Genomic DNA, 14,881 nt, shown 5'->3' with positions numbered 1-14,881 from the left:
TTCTTTGGGGATGGCGTTATTATTTTTATTTTGAAATCGTCATATATAAAAAGGTCGCCATAAATGGCGACCTTACAATAACATTAGCTTTTACGCTTTTTCACCAGCGGCCATGCCAGCAACAGCAGCGCAATCCAGCCGAAACCAACGTACAGCGATACGCGCGTATCCGGGAAGTAACCAATCAGCCCAATAATAAACGCCAGGAACAGCACGCCAAACCATGCGGTTGTACTGCCGCCCGGCATGGCAAAATCCAGCTTGCCGGCTTGCTCTTTACCAATCTTACGGCGGAAGGCGATCTGCGACAGCAGAATCATGATCCACACCCAAACGGTAGCAAAGGTCGCCAGCGAGGCGATGACCAGGAACACTTTCTCCGGCATCAGGTAGTTGAGATACACCGCGATCAACATCGCCAGCATCATCACCAAAACGGTCACCCACGGAATCCCGCGATTCGAGACCTTCTGGAATACCTTCGGTGCGTGGCCCTGCTGCGCCATGCCGTGCAGCATACGCCCCACGCCAAACACATCGCTGTTAATCGCCGACAGCGACGCCGTCAGCACCACGAAGTTAAGGATCGATGCCGCCGCCGCAATGCCCAAATGCTGGAAGGTCAGCACGAACGGACTGCCTGAAGTGCCCACCTGATTCCACGGATAAATCGACATGATGACGAACAGCGTACCAACGTAGAACACCAGAATACGCATCGGTACAGAGTTGATGGCGCGTGGAATCGAGGTCTTCGGATCTTCCGCTTCACCGGCGGTAATGCCGATAATCTCAATCCCGCCGTAGGCAAACATCACCATCTGCAGTGACAGCAGCATGCCGACGATACCGTGCGCGAAGAAGCCGCCATTAGTCCACAGATTGTGAATGCCGGTCGGCTGGCCGCCGTTGCCGATGCCCCAGAAAATCATGCCGAAGCCGGCGATGATCATGATGATGATGGTGGCGACTTTGAAGAAGGAGAACCAGAACTCCACTTCGCCAAACACTTTCACGCTCATCAGGTTGATGGCGCCGATAATCAGCACCACGCTCAGCACCCAAATCCAATGCGGCACATCGGGGAACCACACGCCCATGTAGATACCAAAAGCCGTTACGTCGGCAATCGCCACAATCAGGATTTCAAAACAGTAGGTCCAGCCGGTGATGTAACCCGCCAGCGGGCCAAGATAATCCTGCGCATAGCGCGAGAATGAGCTGGCCTGCGGGTTGTTGACTGACATTTCACCCAGCGCACGCATGATGATGTACGCCACCGCACCGCCGATAATGTACGCCAGCAGCACGCTTGGGCCTGCCATTTTAATGGCATCCGCCGAGCCGTAAAACAGCCCGGTGCCAATCGCCGATCCCAGCGCCATAAAGCGAATGTGGCGCGTGCTCAGTCCGCGTTTGAGCTTATTGGTTTCTTGCATAACACTCAGTACCTTGAAAATGAAAAACCACGGGCAAGCCCGTGGTTGGAATTAACAGCAATGTCGCTTACTGATGAACTGCGACCTGCTCACGTCCTTTTGCCCGATCAACCACCGCGGCAATCACCAGCATCGCCAGCGATGGCGGCAACCAGGAAAGTCCCTGATCGGCCAGCGGCAGATGCTGACTGAACAGCGGCAACACATCTTTAAAGCTGGTGGTTTTGATGGCATCAACGATACCGAACAGCAGGCTTACCAGCATGGTCGGCGCGATGATACGCGAACTTTTGTTCCAGAACTTCAGCGTGAAGCTCAGGACCACCAGCACGATGCATGGCGGATAAATCGCCGTCAGCACCGGAATCGAGATCTGAATCAGATGGCTCAGGCCGAGGTTCGACACCACCATTGAGAACAGACCCAGAATAAATACCAGCGTTTTATACGACAGCGGAACGTATTGCGCAAAGAATTCTGCACAGGCGCAGGTCAGGCCCACCGCCGTCACCATGCAGGCGACGAAGATCAGCGCGGCGAGGAAGAAGCTGCCCATGCCGCCGAAGGTCTGCTGCACGTAAGCATGCAGAATCTCAGCACCGTTGGCGCTCTGCGCCACTAATGCGCCGCTATCGTTACCGAGCTTGAACAGCGTCAGGTAAATCAGCGTCAAACCGATACCGGCGATGATGCCCGCCAGCATGGTGTAGCGCGTCAGCAGTTTGGCATCTTCAACACCGCGTGAACGCGCAGCATTGACGATAACGATACCGAACACCAGCGCACCCAACGTATCCATGGTCAGATAACCATTGACGAAACCGCTGGAGAAGGCGGCACGCTGATACTCTTCGGTGCCCGGCGAAACGCCACCGGCAGGCCAGATCAGTACGGCAACGCCGAGCACAATCAGCGCCAGAATTTTCAGCGGTGCGAGGAAGTGGCCTACGGTATCCAGCAGTTTGCCCGGATACAGCGAGATGCCAATCACCAGCGCGAAGTAAATCAGGCTGTAGATGAACAGCGGCAGCGCGCCATCGCCGGTCAGCGGTGCAATACCAACGGCAAAGGAAACGGTGGCAGTACGCGGTGTGGCAAACAGCGGGCCAACAGCCAGGTAGCAAACGGTCGCCAGCAACAAACCTGCGGCTTTACCAATCGGTGAGCTCAGCGCATCAATGCCGCCGCCCACGCGCGCCAGCGCGATAACGGTGATCACCGGTAAGCCAACAGCGGTAATCAGGAAGCCGAAGGCCGCAATCCAAACGTGTTCGCCAGACTGAATCCCCACCATCGGTGGGAAGATGATATTTCCTGCGCCAACGAACAGGGCAAACGTCATGAAGCCCAGCGCCAGGATATCCTTGGAGGTTAAACGATGTGTCATAAACTTCTGTACTGCCTGTAGCTGATGTTGCGGTGGAAGTTGAGTTCGTGTTGTCCTCTGGATGCGCTAAAACAAGGACTTATTCGGCAAGACCAGCGTGTTATGCGGGACTAATCGTTAAAGCGCAGGTGATTTAATCTACTTTTCTTCTGTTCGCAGAGGGATAAATCGACAACGGCGCAAATTAGAACGTTTATAGCGAAGAAAGGCAATACGGGATCGGAAAACCAGAAGGATATAACAAGATAGTGGGAGAAAGCAGTGAATCACGGTGGAATTGTAGGAAAACACCTCAGATGATTTGCTAAAAGTTTCCTCAGCGCGGGAGATCTCTTTGCATAAATCGACCTGCAGATGCACAAAAGGCGCGATTTACGCGCCTGTTTGGCTAACTTTACGGAATTACCAGACTGTTCTTGCTATATCGACCACCAGACGAATCTTCTGCCACTGCTGCTCTTCGCTCAGGCTGTTGCCCTCTTCAGTAGACGCAAAACCACACTGCGGGCTGAGGCAGATTTGATCGAGGCTGACGAACTGCGAGGCTTCCTGCAGACGCGCTTTAACCTGTTCCGCATCTTCCAGCTCGCCGGTTTTGGTGGTGATCAAACCCAGCACCACTTGCTGATGGCCAGGCTTGAGGAAGCGCAGCGGCTCGAAGCCACCGGAACGTTCGTTGTCATACTCAAGGTAGAAGGCATCGATATTCACGCCGCCAAACAGCACTTCAGCTACCGGCTCATAGCCACCTTCGGAGATCCAGGTTGAGCGGAAGTTGCCGCGACACACATGCAGCCCGACGGTCAAATCCTCTGGCTTGCCTTCCAGCGCGGTGTTCAGCACCTCAGCATAGATGCGCGCCAGTTCCTGCGGATCTTCACCGCGTTCGCGGATTTGCTGCTGCTGTTCGGCAGAGCACAGATAGGCCCATACCGTGTCATCCAGCTGCAGATAACGGCAGCCGGCATCGTAAAAGGCTTTGATGGCATCTTTGTAGGTTTGTGCCAGATCAGCGAAATAGTCTTTCAAATCAGGATAAACCGTAGCATCGATCACCTTACGGCCACCGCGGAAGTGCAGCACGCTTGGGCTGGGAATGGTCATCTTGGCAACCGCATCGCCCGCTACGCTTTGCAGGAAGCGGAAATGATCCAGCATTGGGTGATTGGGATTAAAGGCCACTTTACCGGTGACTTTCACGCCGTGCGCTTTGGTCTGCACGCCATTGAACTGAATGCCCTGCTCCGCTTCGAACAGCTCAACGCCGTGCAGATCGCCGAAGAAGTCAAAGTGCCACCATGCGCGACGGAATTCACCATCGGTAACGATCTGCAGACCGTTGGCGCGCTGCTGCTCCACCACATGACGGATTTCACGATCTTCCACCTGACGCAGTTGATCAGCATTGATGTCACCATTGGCAAACTGCACACGCGCCTGCTTGATGGCAGCGGGACGCAGAAAACTGCCGACGGTATCGGCGCGGAACGGGTTATGACGTGGCATCTTATCTCCTGGCTGACGCTTAGTTGCGTCAGGGTATAATTTCGCTGGGTTATTTCAGCCATCTGGACGGCTATATGTCCAAGAAGAATGCCACGCTGTTACAATTTCGGCAACGGAAGAAAATTCAGCTTACATGAAACTATTTCATGTTCAGATGCACGTTCTTCAATTTCCCTCAATTGCCGCCCGCGCTTGCGCCATCTGGCTATCTGACAACGGCAAATAGCCAGCTTCGCTCACCCGACGCTGGCCTTGTGGCGACAACACCTGATGCAGAAAGGCATTCACCAGCGGCGGCAGTGGTTTGCCGGGCGCTTTGTTGACGTAAATATAAAGCGGGCGCGACCACGGATAGCGGCCGCTGCGAATGGATTCGGTATCCGGCATCACGCTGTCGCCGTTCGTCGTGACCACCGGCAGCATTTTCACGCCGCTGAGATGAAAGCCAAAACTGGCGTAACCGATGCTGTTAGGCGTGGCGGCAACGGCTTGCACTACCGCAGCGGAACCGGGGAATTCAGCGACGTCAGCACGGAAATCGCCTTTACACAGCGCCTGCTGCTTGAAGAAACCCCATGTGCCCGACGCCGAGTTACGTCCATAACGCTGGATGCTGCGCGTTGCCCATTGGCTGTCGCTCAAACCGAGATCGCCCCAGCGCTGCGGCACCTGCTGTCCGCCGCACAGGCGCGTAATGGAGTACAGCGCATCGAGTTGTTGCGGCGCGATGCGCGGCAGCGGATTGTCCTGATTGACCACCACCACCAGCGCATCCATCGCCACCGGCACCGCCAGCGGCGGATAGCCGTAACGCGCGATGAAAAGTTGACGTTCGTCGATCTGCATCGGGCGGCTCATCGCGCCAAGCTGGGCAGCACCGGCGGCCAGAGCGGTCGGTGCGGTAGACGATCCCGCCGCCTGCACCTGAACGTTCACGCCCGGCGACTGGCGGCTAAAATCCTCGCCCCACAAGGTCATCAGATAACCCAGCGTATCCGATCCGACGCTGCTCAGATTGCCGGTTAGCATGGTTTGCTGGCTGTGTGCCAAAGCAGAGCAAAGCAGCAAGAGGGAGATCAACAGCGATTTCATTGGCGATTCCGCAATTTAATGAGACGCCTATTCTGGAGCGGCGTGATTTATCGCGCAATAAATTGCGTAAAGGTTGTCAGTGAGGGGTGAATCGGTCGCCATAAATGGCAACCCTACGAAAATCCCGTAGGGTGCGCATTTATGCGCACCAGGTCGCCATGAATGGCGACCCTACGAGACTTGTAGCGATGGCGAGTCAAAATTATGCCTTGATGGTGCAGCGCGGGTGTTGAGGCGACATCCTAACTCGCTGAACGAATGAGGGATTCCAGGGCGAGCCGCATGGATGCGGCGAGAGGTGGCGCTGAGCAGGAGCGAATCGCCGCCGGTCCGTCAGGAATCGTGATTGAGTGAAGGTACCGCGCAGCGGCGGGTTGGGCTGGCGCAAGGCCCGGGAGTGCAGAGGGCGCGGCCAGGCGCTCTCTGCTCGGTCGCCGCACAAGGGTGCTGCAACTACCTCAGCTTAGGGCGAACGAAAGATGCTCTGTGCTTAACTGAGCGGCATCACGCAATGGATGTGCAAACCTTAATTAACCCGCTCTTGCAGAGCGCTAGCCACAATCAACCTTGGCGGCAGCAGGAAGCTGAAACAGGTTTCCTGATGCGGCACGCTGGTGATCTCGAGCCGCGCATTATGATGGCCCAGCGCATGTTTCACGATTGCCAGCCCCAAACCGCTGCCGCCGGTGGCACGTGAACGCGCTTTGTCCACGCGATAGAAACGTTCGGTAAGGCGCGGCAGATGCTGTTCGCTGATGCCCGGCCCGTCATCGCACACCTTAAACTGCGCGCCTTGTTTGGTACGCAGCCAACTGATGTCGATGCGCGTGCCATCCGGCGTGTGATTCACCGCGTTGTAGACCAGGTTGGAAATGGCGCTACGCAACTGCTCATCATTGCCGAACACTTTCAGATGCGGATCGGTATGGAAATGGATGGTGTGACGTCCCTGGCTCAGCGTTTCCGCTTCACGCTGCAACAGCAGCAGCATGCCCGGCACATCCACCGTCTCTTTCAGATCGATGGCTGGCGCCGCTTCGATACGCGACAAGGTCAGCAGCTGTTTCACCAGGCTGTCCATGCGGCGCGTTTGCTCTTGCATGGTGTGCAACGCCTTGCTGCGCGTGCGCTCGTTCATCACCGCGTCGTCCATCATTTCCAGATAGCCCTGCAACACCGTTAGCGGCGTGCGCAGTTCATGACTGACGTTGGCAAAGAAGTTGCGTCGCGCGCCTTCCAGCTGGTGCATTTGGGTGACATCACGCGCCACCATCAGCCACTGACCTTCGCTGTAAGGCATCACGCGGAATTCCATATGATGCTGATTATTGAGGATCTGCGTCAGCGGCGTATCAAACTTGCGCTGGCGGATATAGCGGGAGAATTCAGGATAACGCAGTAAATTGAGGATGTTCTGGCCATTATCTTCCGGCCAGCGCAAGCCAAGATGCTGCTGCGCCAAACCGTTGCACCAGAAAATGGTGCCCTCTTCGGTGGTCAGCACCACCGCATCCGGCAGCGATTCGGCACCGCTGCGGAAACGTTTGATCAGATTGCCCAACTCGCGGCGACGACGCCGGTTGCGTAACTGCATCTGATACAGGCCATAAAACAGCGGTTCCCAGCTGCCGCGTCCGGTGGGCGGCGTCATTGAACGATCGACCCACAGCCAGTGCGACAGACGCATTAAATTTCTGAAGTGCCAGAACATCACGCCGGTCACCGCAATCAGCAGCAGCCACGGCAGATATCCGAACAACAGACCCAACACCAGCGCAGGTAAACAGACCAGCGCCAGCTCGGTCAACAATCTCTTCCAGGAGAGTCGTTCCAGCACGGTAAAAACTCCGTTTACGTTTAGTAGCGGGCAGAGAAACGATACCCTGTTCCGCGAACGGTTTGAACCATGCGATCGTGGCCGGTCAATTCCAGCGCTTTACGTAAACGGCGAATATGCACATCGACGGTGCGATCTTCGACATACACATTGGTGCCCCAAACGTGGTTCAGCAGCTGTTCGCGGCTGTACACGCGTTCCGGGTGCGTCATAAAGAAGTGCAGCAGTTTGTACTCGGTCGGCCCCATCTCCAGCGGCGTGGTTTCTGACATCACGCGATGTGAGGAAGGATCAAGGCTCAGGCCCTGCATCTCGATCACCTCTTCCACCGCCATCGGTGAAATACGGCGCATCACCGCTTTGATACGCGCCATCAGCTCTTTGGGTGAGAATGGCTTGGTGATGTAATCATCCGCGCCCACTTCCAGACCGCGCACGCGATCCTCTTCTTCACCGCGCGCCGTCAGCATCATCACCGGGATGTCGCGCGTCATGGCTTCACGCTTCAAATGCTTAATAAACTGAATTCCGCTGCCGCCGGGCAACATCCAGTCCAGCAGAATCAAATCAGGCCAGGGTTCGATCAGCTTACCAATCGCGCTGTCATAATCTTCCGCCTCAATAGGCTGGTAATCATTCTGTTCCAGCACGAAACATAACATTTCACGGATGGGAGCTTCGTCTTCCACAACCAAAATGCGCTTAGCCATTGTAACTCCTGCTAGTGTGACAACGTGTCACTGGGATTTGCGGCGCCATTATGCGTCAGTTTTGTGACACTTTTATGAAAAAGCCGCCCTAAGATAGATAGATAAAAAACAGAAATGTGACAATAAAAATCTGCTTTTTTTCTTTGTGATCTTAAGTGGTTATAATTCGCCTTCGCTAAACAGAGCACGGAGCAAACATGCGCATCATTCACACCGCTGACTGGCATCTCGGTCAGTTCTTTTACAGCAAAAGTCGCGCGCGGGAACATCAGGCGTTTCTCGACTGGCTGCTGGATCAGATTGTGCAGCATCAGGTGGATGCGCTGATTATCGCTGGTGATCTGTTTGATACCGGTTCGCCGCCGAGCTACGCGCGTGAAATGTTTAACCGTTTTGTGGTGGCGCTGCAGCCAAGCGGCTGCCAATTGGTGGTGCTGGCGGGCAATCACGATTCGGTGGCGACGCTGAATGAATCGCGCGAGCTGCTGGCCTGCCTGAATACGCAGGTGATCACCAGCGCCACACCGCAGGCCGAGCAACAGGTGTTAACCCTGAAGCAGCGCGATGGCGCGCCGGGTGCGCTGCTGTGCGCCATTCCTTATTTGCGACCGCGCGACATTCTGCGCAGCCAGGCCGGCCAATCCGGCCGCGAGAAGCAGATCTCGCTGCTGGAGGCGATTGAGCAGCATTACCAACACTGCTTTGCCGCCGCGCAGTCAATGAACAGCGCGCTGCCGATTATCGCCACCGGCCATCTCACCACCGTTGGCGTCACTAAAAGCGATTCGGTACGTGACATCTATATTGGCACGTTGGATGCCTTCCCGGCGCAGGCGTTTCCACCAGCGGATTACATCGCGCTCGGTCACATCCATCGCGCCCAGCGCATCGCCAACAGCGAACATATTCGTTACAGCGGCTCACCAATTCCGCTCAGTTTTGATGAGCTTGGCCGCGAGAAAAGCGTCTTCCTGCTGGAATTTGGCGACAAGCTCAAGGAAGTGACGCCACTGACCATTCCGCACTTCCAGCCGATGCAGATGCTGAAAGGCTCGATGGCGGAAATTGAACATCAGCTGGCGCAGTTCAGCGAAAGCACCAGTGAGCTGCCAACCTGGCTGGATATTGAGATCACCACGCAGGAATATCTCAGCGATCTGCAGCGTCGCATTGAAGCGCTGACCGAAAATCTGCCGGTAGAAGTGCTGCTGGTGCGCCGCAGCCGCGAACAGCGGCAGCGCAGCCTCGAGCGGCTGGAGAACGAAACCCTGAGCGAATTAAAAGTGGAAGAAGTGTTTGCCCGCCGACTGGCGCAGGAAGATCAGCTAGATGCCGAGCAGGCCGAGCAGTTAACGCAGCTATTCCGCACCCAGCTTGCCGCGCTGGAGAATCCATCTGCATGAAAATATTGACGCTACGTTTTAAAAACCTCAATGCGCTGCGCGGCGAATGGTTTATCGATTTCCGCCGTGAGCCCTTTGCCAGCAACGGATTGTTTGCCATTACCGGCGCCACCGGCGCGGGCAAAACCACCTTACTCGATGCGATTTGTCTGGCGCTCTATCACCAAACGCCACGTCTCGGCACGCTGTCGCAAACCCAGAATGAGCTGATCACACGCGACACCGCCGAGTGTCTGGCAGAAGTGGAGTTTGAGATCAAAGGCGAAGCCTGGCGCGCCTTCTGGAGCCAGAACCGCGCGCGCGGTCAGGCCGACGGCAAGCTGCAGGCACCGCGCGTCGAGCTGGCGCGCGTCGCGGATAATCAGATCATCGCTGATAAAGTTGGCGACAAGCTAAAAGCGATTGAAACCCTGTCGGGACTCGATTTCGCCCGTTTTACCCGCTCAATGATGTTGTCGCAAGGCCAGTTTGCCGCCTTCCTGAATGCCAAACCCGGCGAACGCGCCGAATTGCTGGAAGAGCTGACCGGCACCGAAATCTACGGACAAATCTCCGTGCAGATCTACGAACGCTGGCGCACCGCACGCAGCGAGCTGGATACGCTGCGCGCCCGCGCCGGTGGTATGTCGCTGCTTGATGAAGCGCGCCGTGCAGAGCTGACGCAGCAGTTGGCAGAACTCGCCGTTCAGGAGAAATCGCTGAGCGAACAGCTGACGCTGGCGCAGCATCAGCAACAATGGCTGGTGCAGCAGCAACAGCTGACGCAGGAACAGCAACAGGCCGAACAGACGCTGCTTGCCGCGCAACAGGCGTGGCAGCAGGCGGATGGCGATCGTCAGCGGCTGGCGCGGGCCGAACCGGCAGAAAAACTGCGCGAGAAGCTACAGCAGCGCGAACAGCTGCAGGGCGATCTCCGCACGCTGGAACAGCAATCGCAGCAGCTGCAGGCCCAACAGCAGCAGGCCAAAACCGCGCTGCAACAGGGCGAAAGCCATTATCAGGCCGCGCAGCAGGCGCGCGAGCAGGCGTTACAACAACAGCAGCAGCTCGAAATGCTGCTGATCGAGCAGGTTATCCCGCTCGATCAACGCATTACCACCCTCTCGCAGCAACTGGATGAACAGCAGCGGCTGCATCTGCAGCAGCAACAGGCGCTGCAAACCTGCCAAACCGCGCTGAGCCAGCAACAGCAGGTAAGTGAACGTTTACAACAGCAGCTGGCGCAGCAGCAGGAATTCCGCGCCCGTGAAGCCGCCGTCGCCGATTGGGGCGCAGAACTGACGCGCTGGCAGGCGGAGATCGCCCGGCTGGATGAGCGCGAGCAGACGCTGACGCAGCTCATCGCGCAGCAGCAACAGCAGCGCAGCCAGCTGGAGCAGCATCAACAGGCGCAGGCTCAGCGTGAACAGGCAGCGCAACCGTTGCAGCAAGCCGAAACTCAGGCCGCGCAGCAGCGTCTGCAAGCGGAGCAAGCACTGACTTCGCTTGAGGCGGAGATTAGCAGCGCACAGCTGCGTGCATACCTTACACAACATCAAACGCAACGTGCCGCACGCCAGCAGCTCAGCCTGCTCGCCGCGCAGTGGCGCGCGCTGCAGCCACAGCGCTTGCAGCGACTGCAGAAACTGGCGCTGCTTCAGCAGCAGCATCAGGAAGCCGAACAGGCGTTGCAGGCGCTGCGAGAAGAGTACAAGCGGGAACATCAAGCGCTGCTCGATGTGCGCAAAATCTGCGAGCTGGAGCGCACCATCGCTCAGCTGGCCGACGAACGTGCCAAATTGCAGCCGGATCAGCCCTGCCCGCTGTGCGGCTCGTGTCAGCATCCGGCTATCGCGCAATATCAGCAGCTTGAGCCCGGTGCCAATCAGCAGCGTTTAACTGAGCTGGAAACGCGCGTGGCGCAGCTGAAAGAGTCCGGCACCGCTAAAGGTGAGCAGCAGAAGCTGTCGCTGCAACAGCAGCAGGCGTTGCAGCAGGAGATCGCTGATTACGACCAGCAACTGGCAACGGTCAACACCCAGTGGCAAGCGCTGAGCGGTGAGCTGGCACTTACCTGCACGCTGGAGCAACAGGACGATTTTGCGCAGTGGCAACAACAGCAGGATGCGCAGGAACAAACGCAGCAACAGCAGCTGCAGACGCGGGAAAACGCCGCGCGTGCGCTGCAGCAGGCGAAGGATGCACATCTGCAACAGCAGCAGCTGTGGCAACAACATCAAAATCAGCAGCAGCTGGCGCTTCAACAGATCGCCAGCACACAGCAAACGCTGGATGAAATCAGCCAGCGCGAAGCCAGCGAACGCAGCGCCATGCAGCAACTGGCGCAGCAGCTGGAACAACAGTTGGCGCAGCATCAGCTCAGTTTGCCAGACGCGGCTGAGCGGGAAAGCTGGCTCCTCACGCTACAGCAGCGCTGGAGCGCATGGCAGGAAAATGAGCGCTTACACGGCGAGTTGCAGCCGCAGCTGGCGAAAGCCGAGAGTGAGCGTAGCAGCCTGCAGCAGAATCTGGCGCGTGAACAGCAGCGGCTCGATGAGCTGCAGCAGACGCTCAGCGCGCTGCAACAGCAGCGCCAGCAGCAGCAAGAACAGCGTCAGCAGCTGTTTGGCGATCGTCGGGTGGCGGAAGCCCGACAGCAGCAGCACGCCGCGCTGCAACAGTGTGAACAAGCGCTGGCGCAACAGCTACAGCAGTGGCAGCAGGCGCAAAGCTCGCTGCACAGCCTGAATGGCCAATGTGAGCAGATCGCGGCGCAGCAACTCACCTTACGTGAGCGCGCTGCCGCAGCCGAAAGCGCCTTCCTCGCCGCGCTGCAGCAGAGTGATTTTGCGGATGAAACGGCGCTGCGTGCCGCCCTGCTGGATGAGCGCGAGGTGCAGCAGCTGCGCCAACAGTTGCAGACGCTCGATCAGCAGCGCCAGCAGCAGCTTACTCTCAGCGAGCAGCTCACGCAGCGTTGGATGGCGCATCAGCAGCAGCGACCGGCCGATCTCAGCGATGAAGTCGCCGCCACTATTCAGCAACAGCTGGAACAACTGCGCGTGACTTTACGTGACAATGCCCGTCAACAGGGCGAAGCGCAGCAGCAGTTGCACAGCGATGCGCAACTGCGTTCACAGCAACAATCGTTGCTGACGCAAATCGCTACCGATGAAGTAGAGCTGGCGCAGTTGGGCCGCCTGAACGATCTGGTGGGTTCGGCCAAAGGCGATAAATTCCGCCGCTTCGCGCAAGGCCTGACGCTCGATCATCTGGTGTGGCTGGCGAACCGTCAGCTTGATCGCCTGCACGGTCGCTATCTGTTGCAACGCCGCGTCAGTGAAGAGCTGGAGCTGGAAGTGGTGGATACCTGGCAGGCCGACGCCACGCGCGATACGCGCACGCTGTCGGGCGGCGAGAGTTTCCTCGTCAGCCTGGCGCTGGCGTTAGCGCTGTCGGATTTGGTGAGTCATAAAACGCGCATCGAATCGCTGTTCCTCGACGAAGGCTTCGGCACGCTGGATGCCGAGACGCTGGACACCGCGCTGGATGCGCTCGATGCCCTGAACGCCAGCGGCAAAACCATCGGCGTGATCAGCCATGTAGAAGCGATGAAAGAGCGTATTCCGGTACAGATCCGCGTCCGCAAGATGAACGGGCTGGGTTACAGCAAGCTGGAGTTGCCAGGGGAATAAATCAGGTCGCCATGAATGGCGACCCTACGGTGCTTCGGCGGGTTTTCGTAGGGTGCGCATTCATGCGCACCGGTTTTTTATCTCACTGTTGCCAACTTATAACGTGGGCCGACCAGCAAACCGCCCTGCTCGTTCTGCGCCAGCAGACGGGCGCTGGTCACACCGGCGATGGTGTGTGCCTTATCCGTCACATTGCTGGCAATCTGCTTGATTGCCGCTGACACCAACATGCCAATAATGCCGCCGTTATTGTTGTTGCCATCTTCCGCGTCACTGGCGGTGGCAATGCCTTGCCAAATCTCTTTACCGCTGCGCAGATCCACCAGACGCGCCGTCGCCGACACCTTGGTCACACTCTGGATCACCTGATAGCTGCTGCCGTAATCGGTCACCGAAATGTACAGCGCGCTGTCGGCGTGGAAGATGTCGTGCAGACGCTGCGGGCTGACAGCCTGAATTTCGTGGCCGTTGGTTAAACCGTTTTGCTGGAAGGTTTCATCCACCACCGCCACCGGGAACACGTAATAGCCCGCTTCCGCCAGCGGACGCGTTACCAGCGAGGTGAAGCTGTTCGCCGCATTCACATCCGGCGCGCGGTTATCCGCAGGCAATACCAGAATTGAGGCTGGCTTGCTGGCGCGGAAGGCGCTGTAATCGTAAGGTTTTTTGTGCGCGCAGCCGGTCAACAGCAGCGCGGCCAGCACGCCTAAAGAAACAATCAGCTTTTTCACTGGGCAACTCCTTGTTTTTTCTTCATCAGAAAGTCCATGTATGGCGCAGATTCCGGGAACAGCTGTTTCTCGGTGGCAAACTGGCCGAAGGCTTTATCGGTATCTCCGGTTTTGGCGTACAGCAAACCGAGCTGCGCGTGCAGGCCCGGCGCGACCGGTTTGTTGACCGATTTGGCTTTTTCAATATCCAGATTCAGTGCTTCGATCTGCTTCTGCGGGTCGCTATCTTTTTTGTAGTAGCTGTAGATCTGCTGCTGATAATCGCCCCAGTAATAGATCGGTTCCGGCCCTTTTGGCGCACAGCCTGCCAGCACGCCCGCAGCGATCAGCGCCGCACTCAGTTGCAACATTTTCATGCTCAATATCCTTATTTCGCCGGACGCCATGCGCCGCTGTTAATGCCATCGACTAAATGATCCACCGCTTCACGAATCGCCAGATCCATCACTTTACCGTTCAGGGTTGAGTCATAGCTGGCGGTGCCGCCGAAGCCAACGATCTCACGCGCTGACAGCTTGAATTCACCCGCGCCCTGCGCGCTGTACACCACTTCTGAAGTGGTGACATCCACCACATTCAGGTTGACTTTGGCATAGGCGATCTGGTTTTTACCGCGCCCCAAAATGCCCCACAGCTGCTGATCGCCCACTTCTTTGCGACCAAATTCAGTGATATCGCCGGTGATGATGTAAGTCGCACCTTTGATGTTCTGCTCGCTCTTCTTAAAGCCCGCTTCCTGCTGCAACTCTTTCAGGTTGCTGCGATCCAGCACGTTGAAGCGATTGGTCTGCTGCAGGTGCGTGACCAAAATGGTTTTCGACTGATTGCCAAGACGATCAACGCCATCAGAGAAGATGCCGTTCATGTAGGAGGAGCGGTTATCAAACTGGCCAACCGCAATCGGGCTGCGCACGCCCTGATACGCGGGCTGGCTGGCCGCACGCACCTGTGGTGCTTCAATCGCGCGTGACGATTCGGTCGCGCAGCCGCTGAGCAGCGTGGCGCTTAACAAGGAGAGTGCCGCAAAGGCATATTTTTTCTGCATTTCTAATCCATGAATCAAAAGGGGATAAAGCCGCGAGGCTGCGGCAAATTCTGGTTC

The 14,881-nt window shown here is 57.1% G+C and carries 11 protein-coding genes; 2 read left to right on the top strand and 9 right to left on the bottom strand.

From position 1 onward, the window contains the following. Window positions 1–83: 83 nt before the first annotated feature. The 6 genes from proY to phoB all read right to left on the bottom strand — a co-directional run bounded on the left by proY (window position 84) and on the right by phoB (window position 7,971). A complete protein-coding gene (gene proY, locus ACXIZX_RS04025) occupies window positions 84–1,439 on the bottom strand; it encodes a proline-specific permease ProY (RefSeq protein ID WP_008104005.1) in 1,356 nt (451 codons plus the stop codon). 67 nt (window positions 1,440–1,506) lie between these two features. Beyond that, window positions 1,507–2,826, bottom strand: a complete 1,320-nt coding sequence (gene brnQ, locus ACXIZX_RS04020) for a branched-chain amino acid transporter carrier protein BrnQ (protein WP_061717476.1) — start codon at window positions 2,824–2,826, stop codon at window positions 1,507–1,509. Between the two features lie 402 nt (window positions 2,827–3,228). Further along, window positions 3,229–4,332, bottom strand: coding sequence for a cobalamin-independent methionine synthase II family protein (locus tag ACXIZX_RS04015; protein ID WP_479403632.1), 1,104 nt, complete (start codon window positions 4,330–4,332; stop codon window positions 3,229–3,231). A gap of 165 nt (window positions 4,333–4,497) precedes the next feature. Further along, window positions 4,498–5,424 carry a PstS family phosphate ABC transporter substrate-binding protein gene (locus ACXIZX_RS04010; protein WP_479403631.1) on the bottom strand — a complete coding sequence of 309 codons (927 nt, stop codon included), beginning with the start codon at window positions 5,422–5,424 and terminating at the stop codon, window positions 4,498–4,500. A 526-nt stretch (window positions 5,425–5,950) separates the two neighbouring features. Next, window positions 5,951–7,261 (bottom strand): phosphate regulon sensor histidine kinase PhoR, encoded by a 1,311-nt coding sequence (gene phoR, locus ACXIZX_RS04005; protein ID WP_008106091.1) that lies wholly within the window; start codon window positions 7,259–7,261, stop codon window positions 5,951–5,953. A 20-nt stretch (window positions 7,262–7,281) separates the two neighbouring features. Next, complete coding sequence (phoB, locus tag ACXIZX_RS04000; RefSeq protein ID WP_007887040.1) at window positions 7,282–7,971, bottom strand: phosphate response regulator transcription factor PhoB; 690 nt, start codon at window positions 7,969–7,971, stop codon at window positions 7,282–7,284. 197 nt (window positions 7,972–8,168) lie between these two features. On the opposite strand from phoB, the gene sbcD reads away from it, so the two are divergent. Both sbcD and ACXIZX_RS03990 read left to right on the top strand, forming a co-directional pair. Then, window positions 8,169–9,374 (top strand): exonuclease subunit SbcD, encoded by a 1,206-nt coding sequence (gene sbcD / locus ACXIZX_RS03995; protein ID WP_479403630.1) that lies wholly within the window; start codon window positions 8,169–8,171, stop codon window positions 9,372–9,374. After that, window positions 9,371–13,048 carry an SbcC/MukB-like Walker B domain-containing protein gene (locus tag ACXIZX_RS03990; protein ID WP_479403629.1) on the top strand — a complete coding sequence of 1,226 codons (3,678 nt, stop codon included), beginning with the start codon at window positions 9,371–9,373 and terminating at the stop codon, window positions 13,046–13,048. Before sbcD ends, ACXIZX_RS03990 begins: the two co-directional genes overlap by 4 nt. Before the next feature lie 77 nt (window positions 13,049–13,125). On the opposite strand, the gene ACXIZX_RS03985 is transcribed toward ACXIZX_RS03990, so the two are convergent. The 3 genes from ACXIZX_RS03985 to ACXIZX_RS03975 are packed head-to-tail and all read right to left on the bottom strand — an operon-like array spanning window position 13,126 to window position 14,824. Next, window positions 13,126–13,779, bottom strand: coding sequence for a DUF799 domain-containing protein (locus ACXIZX_RS03985; protein WP_479403628.1), 654 nt, complete (start codon window positions 13,777–13,779; stop codon window positions 13,126–13,128). Beyond that, the gene (locus ACXIZX_RS03980) at window positions 13,776–14,135 is read right to left on the bottom strand and encodes a DUF4810 domain-containing protein (RefSeq protein ID WP_154153651.1); all 360 of its coding nucleotides are present in this window, start codon (window positions 14,133–14,135) and stop codon (window positions 13,776–13,778) included. Before ACXIZX_RS03980 ends, ACXIZX_RS03985 begins: the two co-directional genes overlap by 4 nt. Before the next feature lie 11 nt (window positions 14,136–14,146). Beyond that, window positions 14,147–14,824 carry a CsgG/HfaB family protein gene (locus tag ACXIZX_RS03975; RefSeq protein WP_154153655.1) on the bottom strand — a complete coding sequence of 226 codons (678 nt, stop codon included), beginning with the start codon at window positions 14,822–14,824 and terminating at the stop codon, window positions 14,147–14,149. Window positions 14,825–14,881: the final 57 nt, after the last annotated feature.

The sequence above is a fragment of the Candidatus Pantoea symbiotica genome, from assembly GCF_056491525.1.
This window is presented reverse-complemented; position numbering and strand designations above follow the sequence as displayed.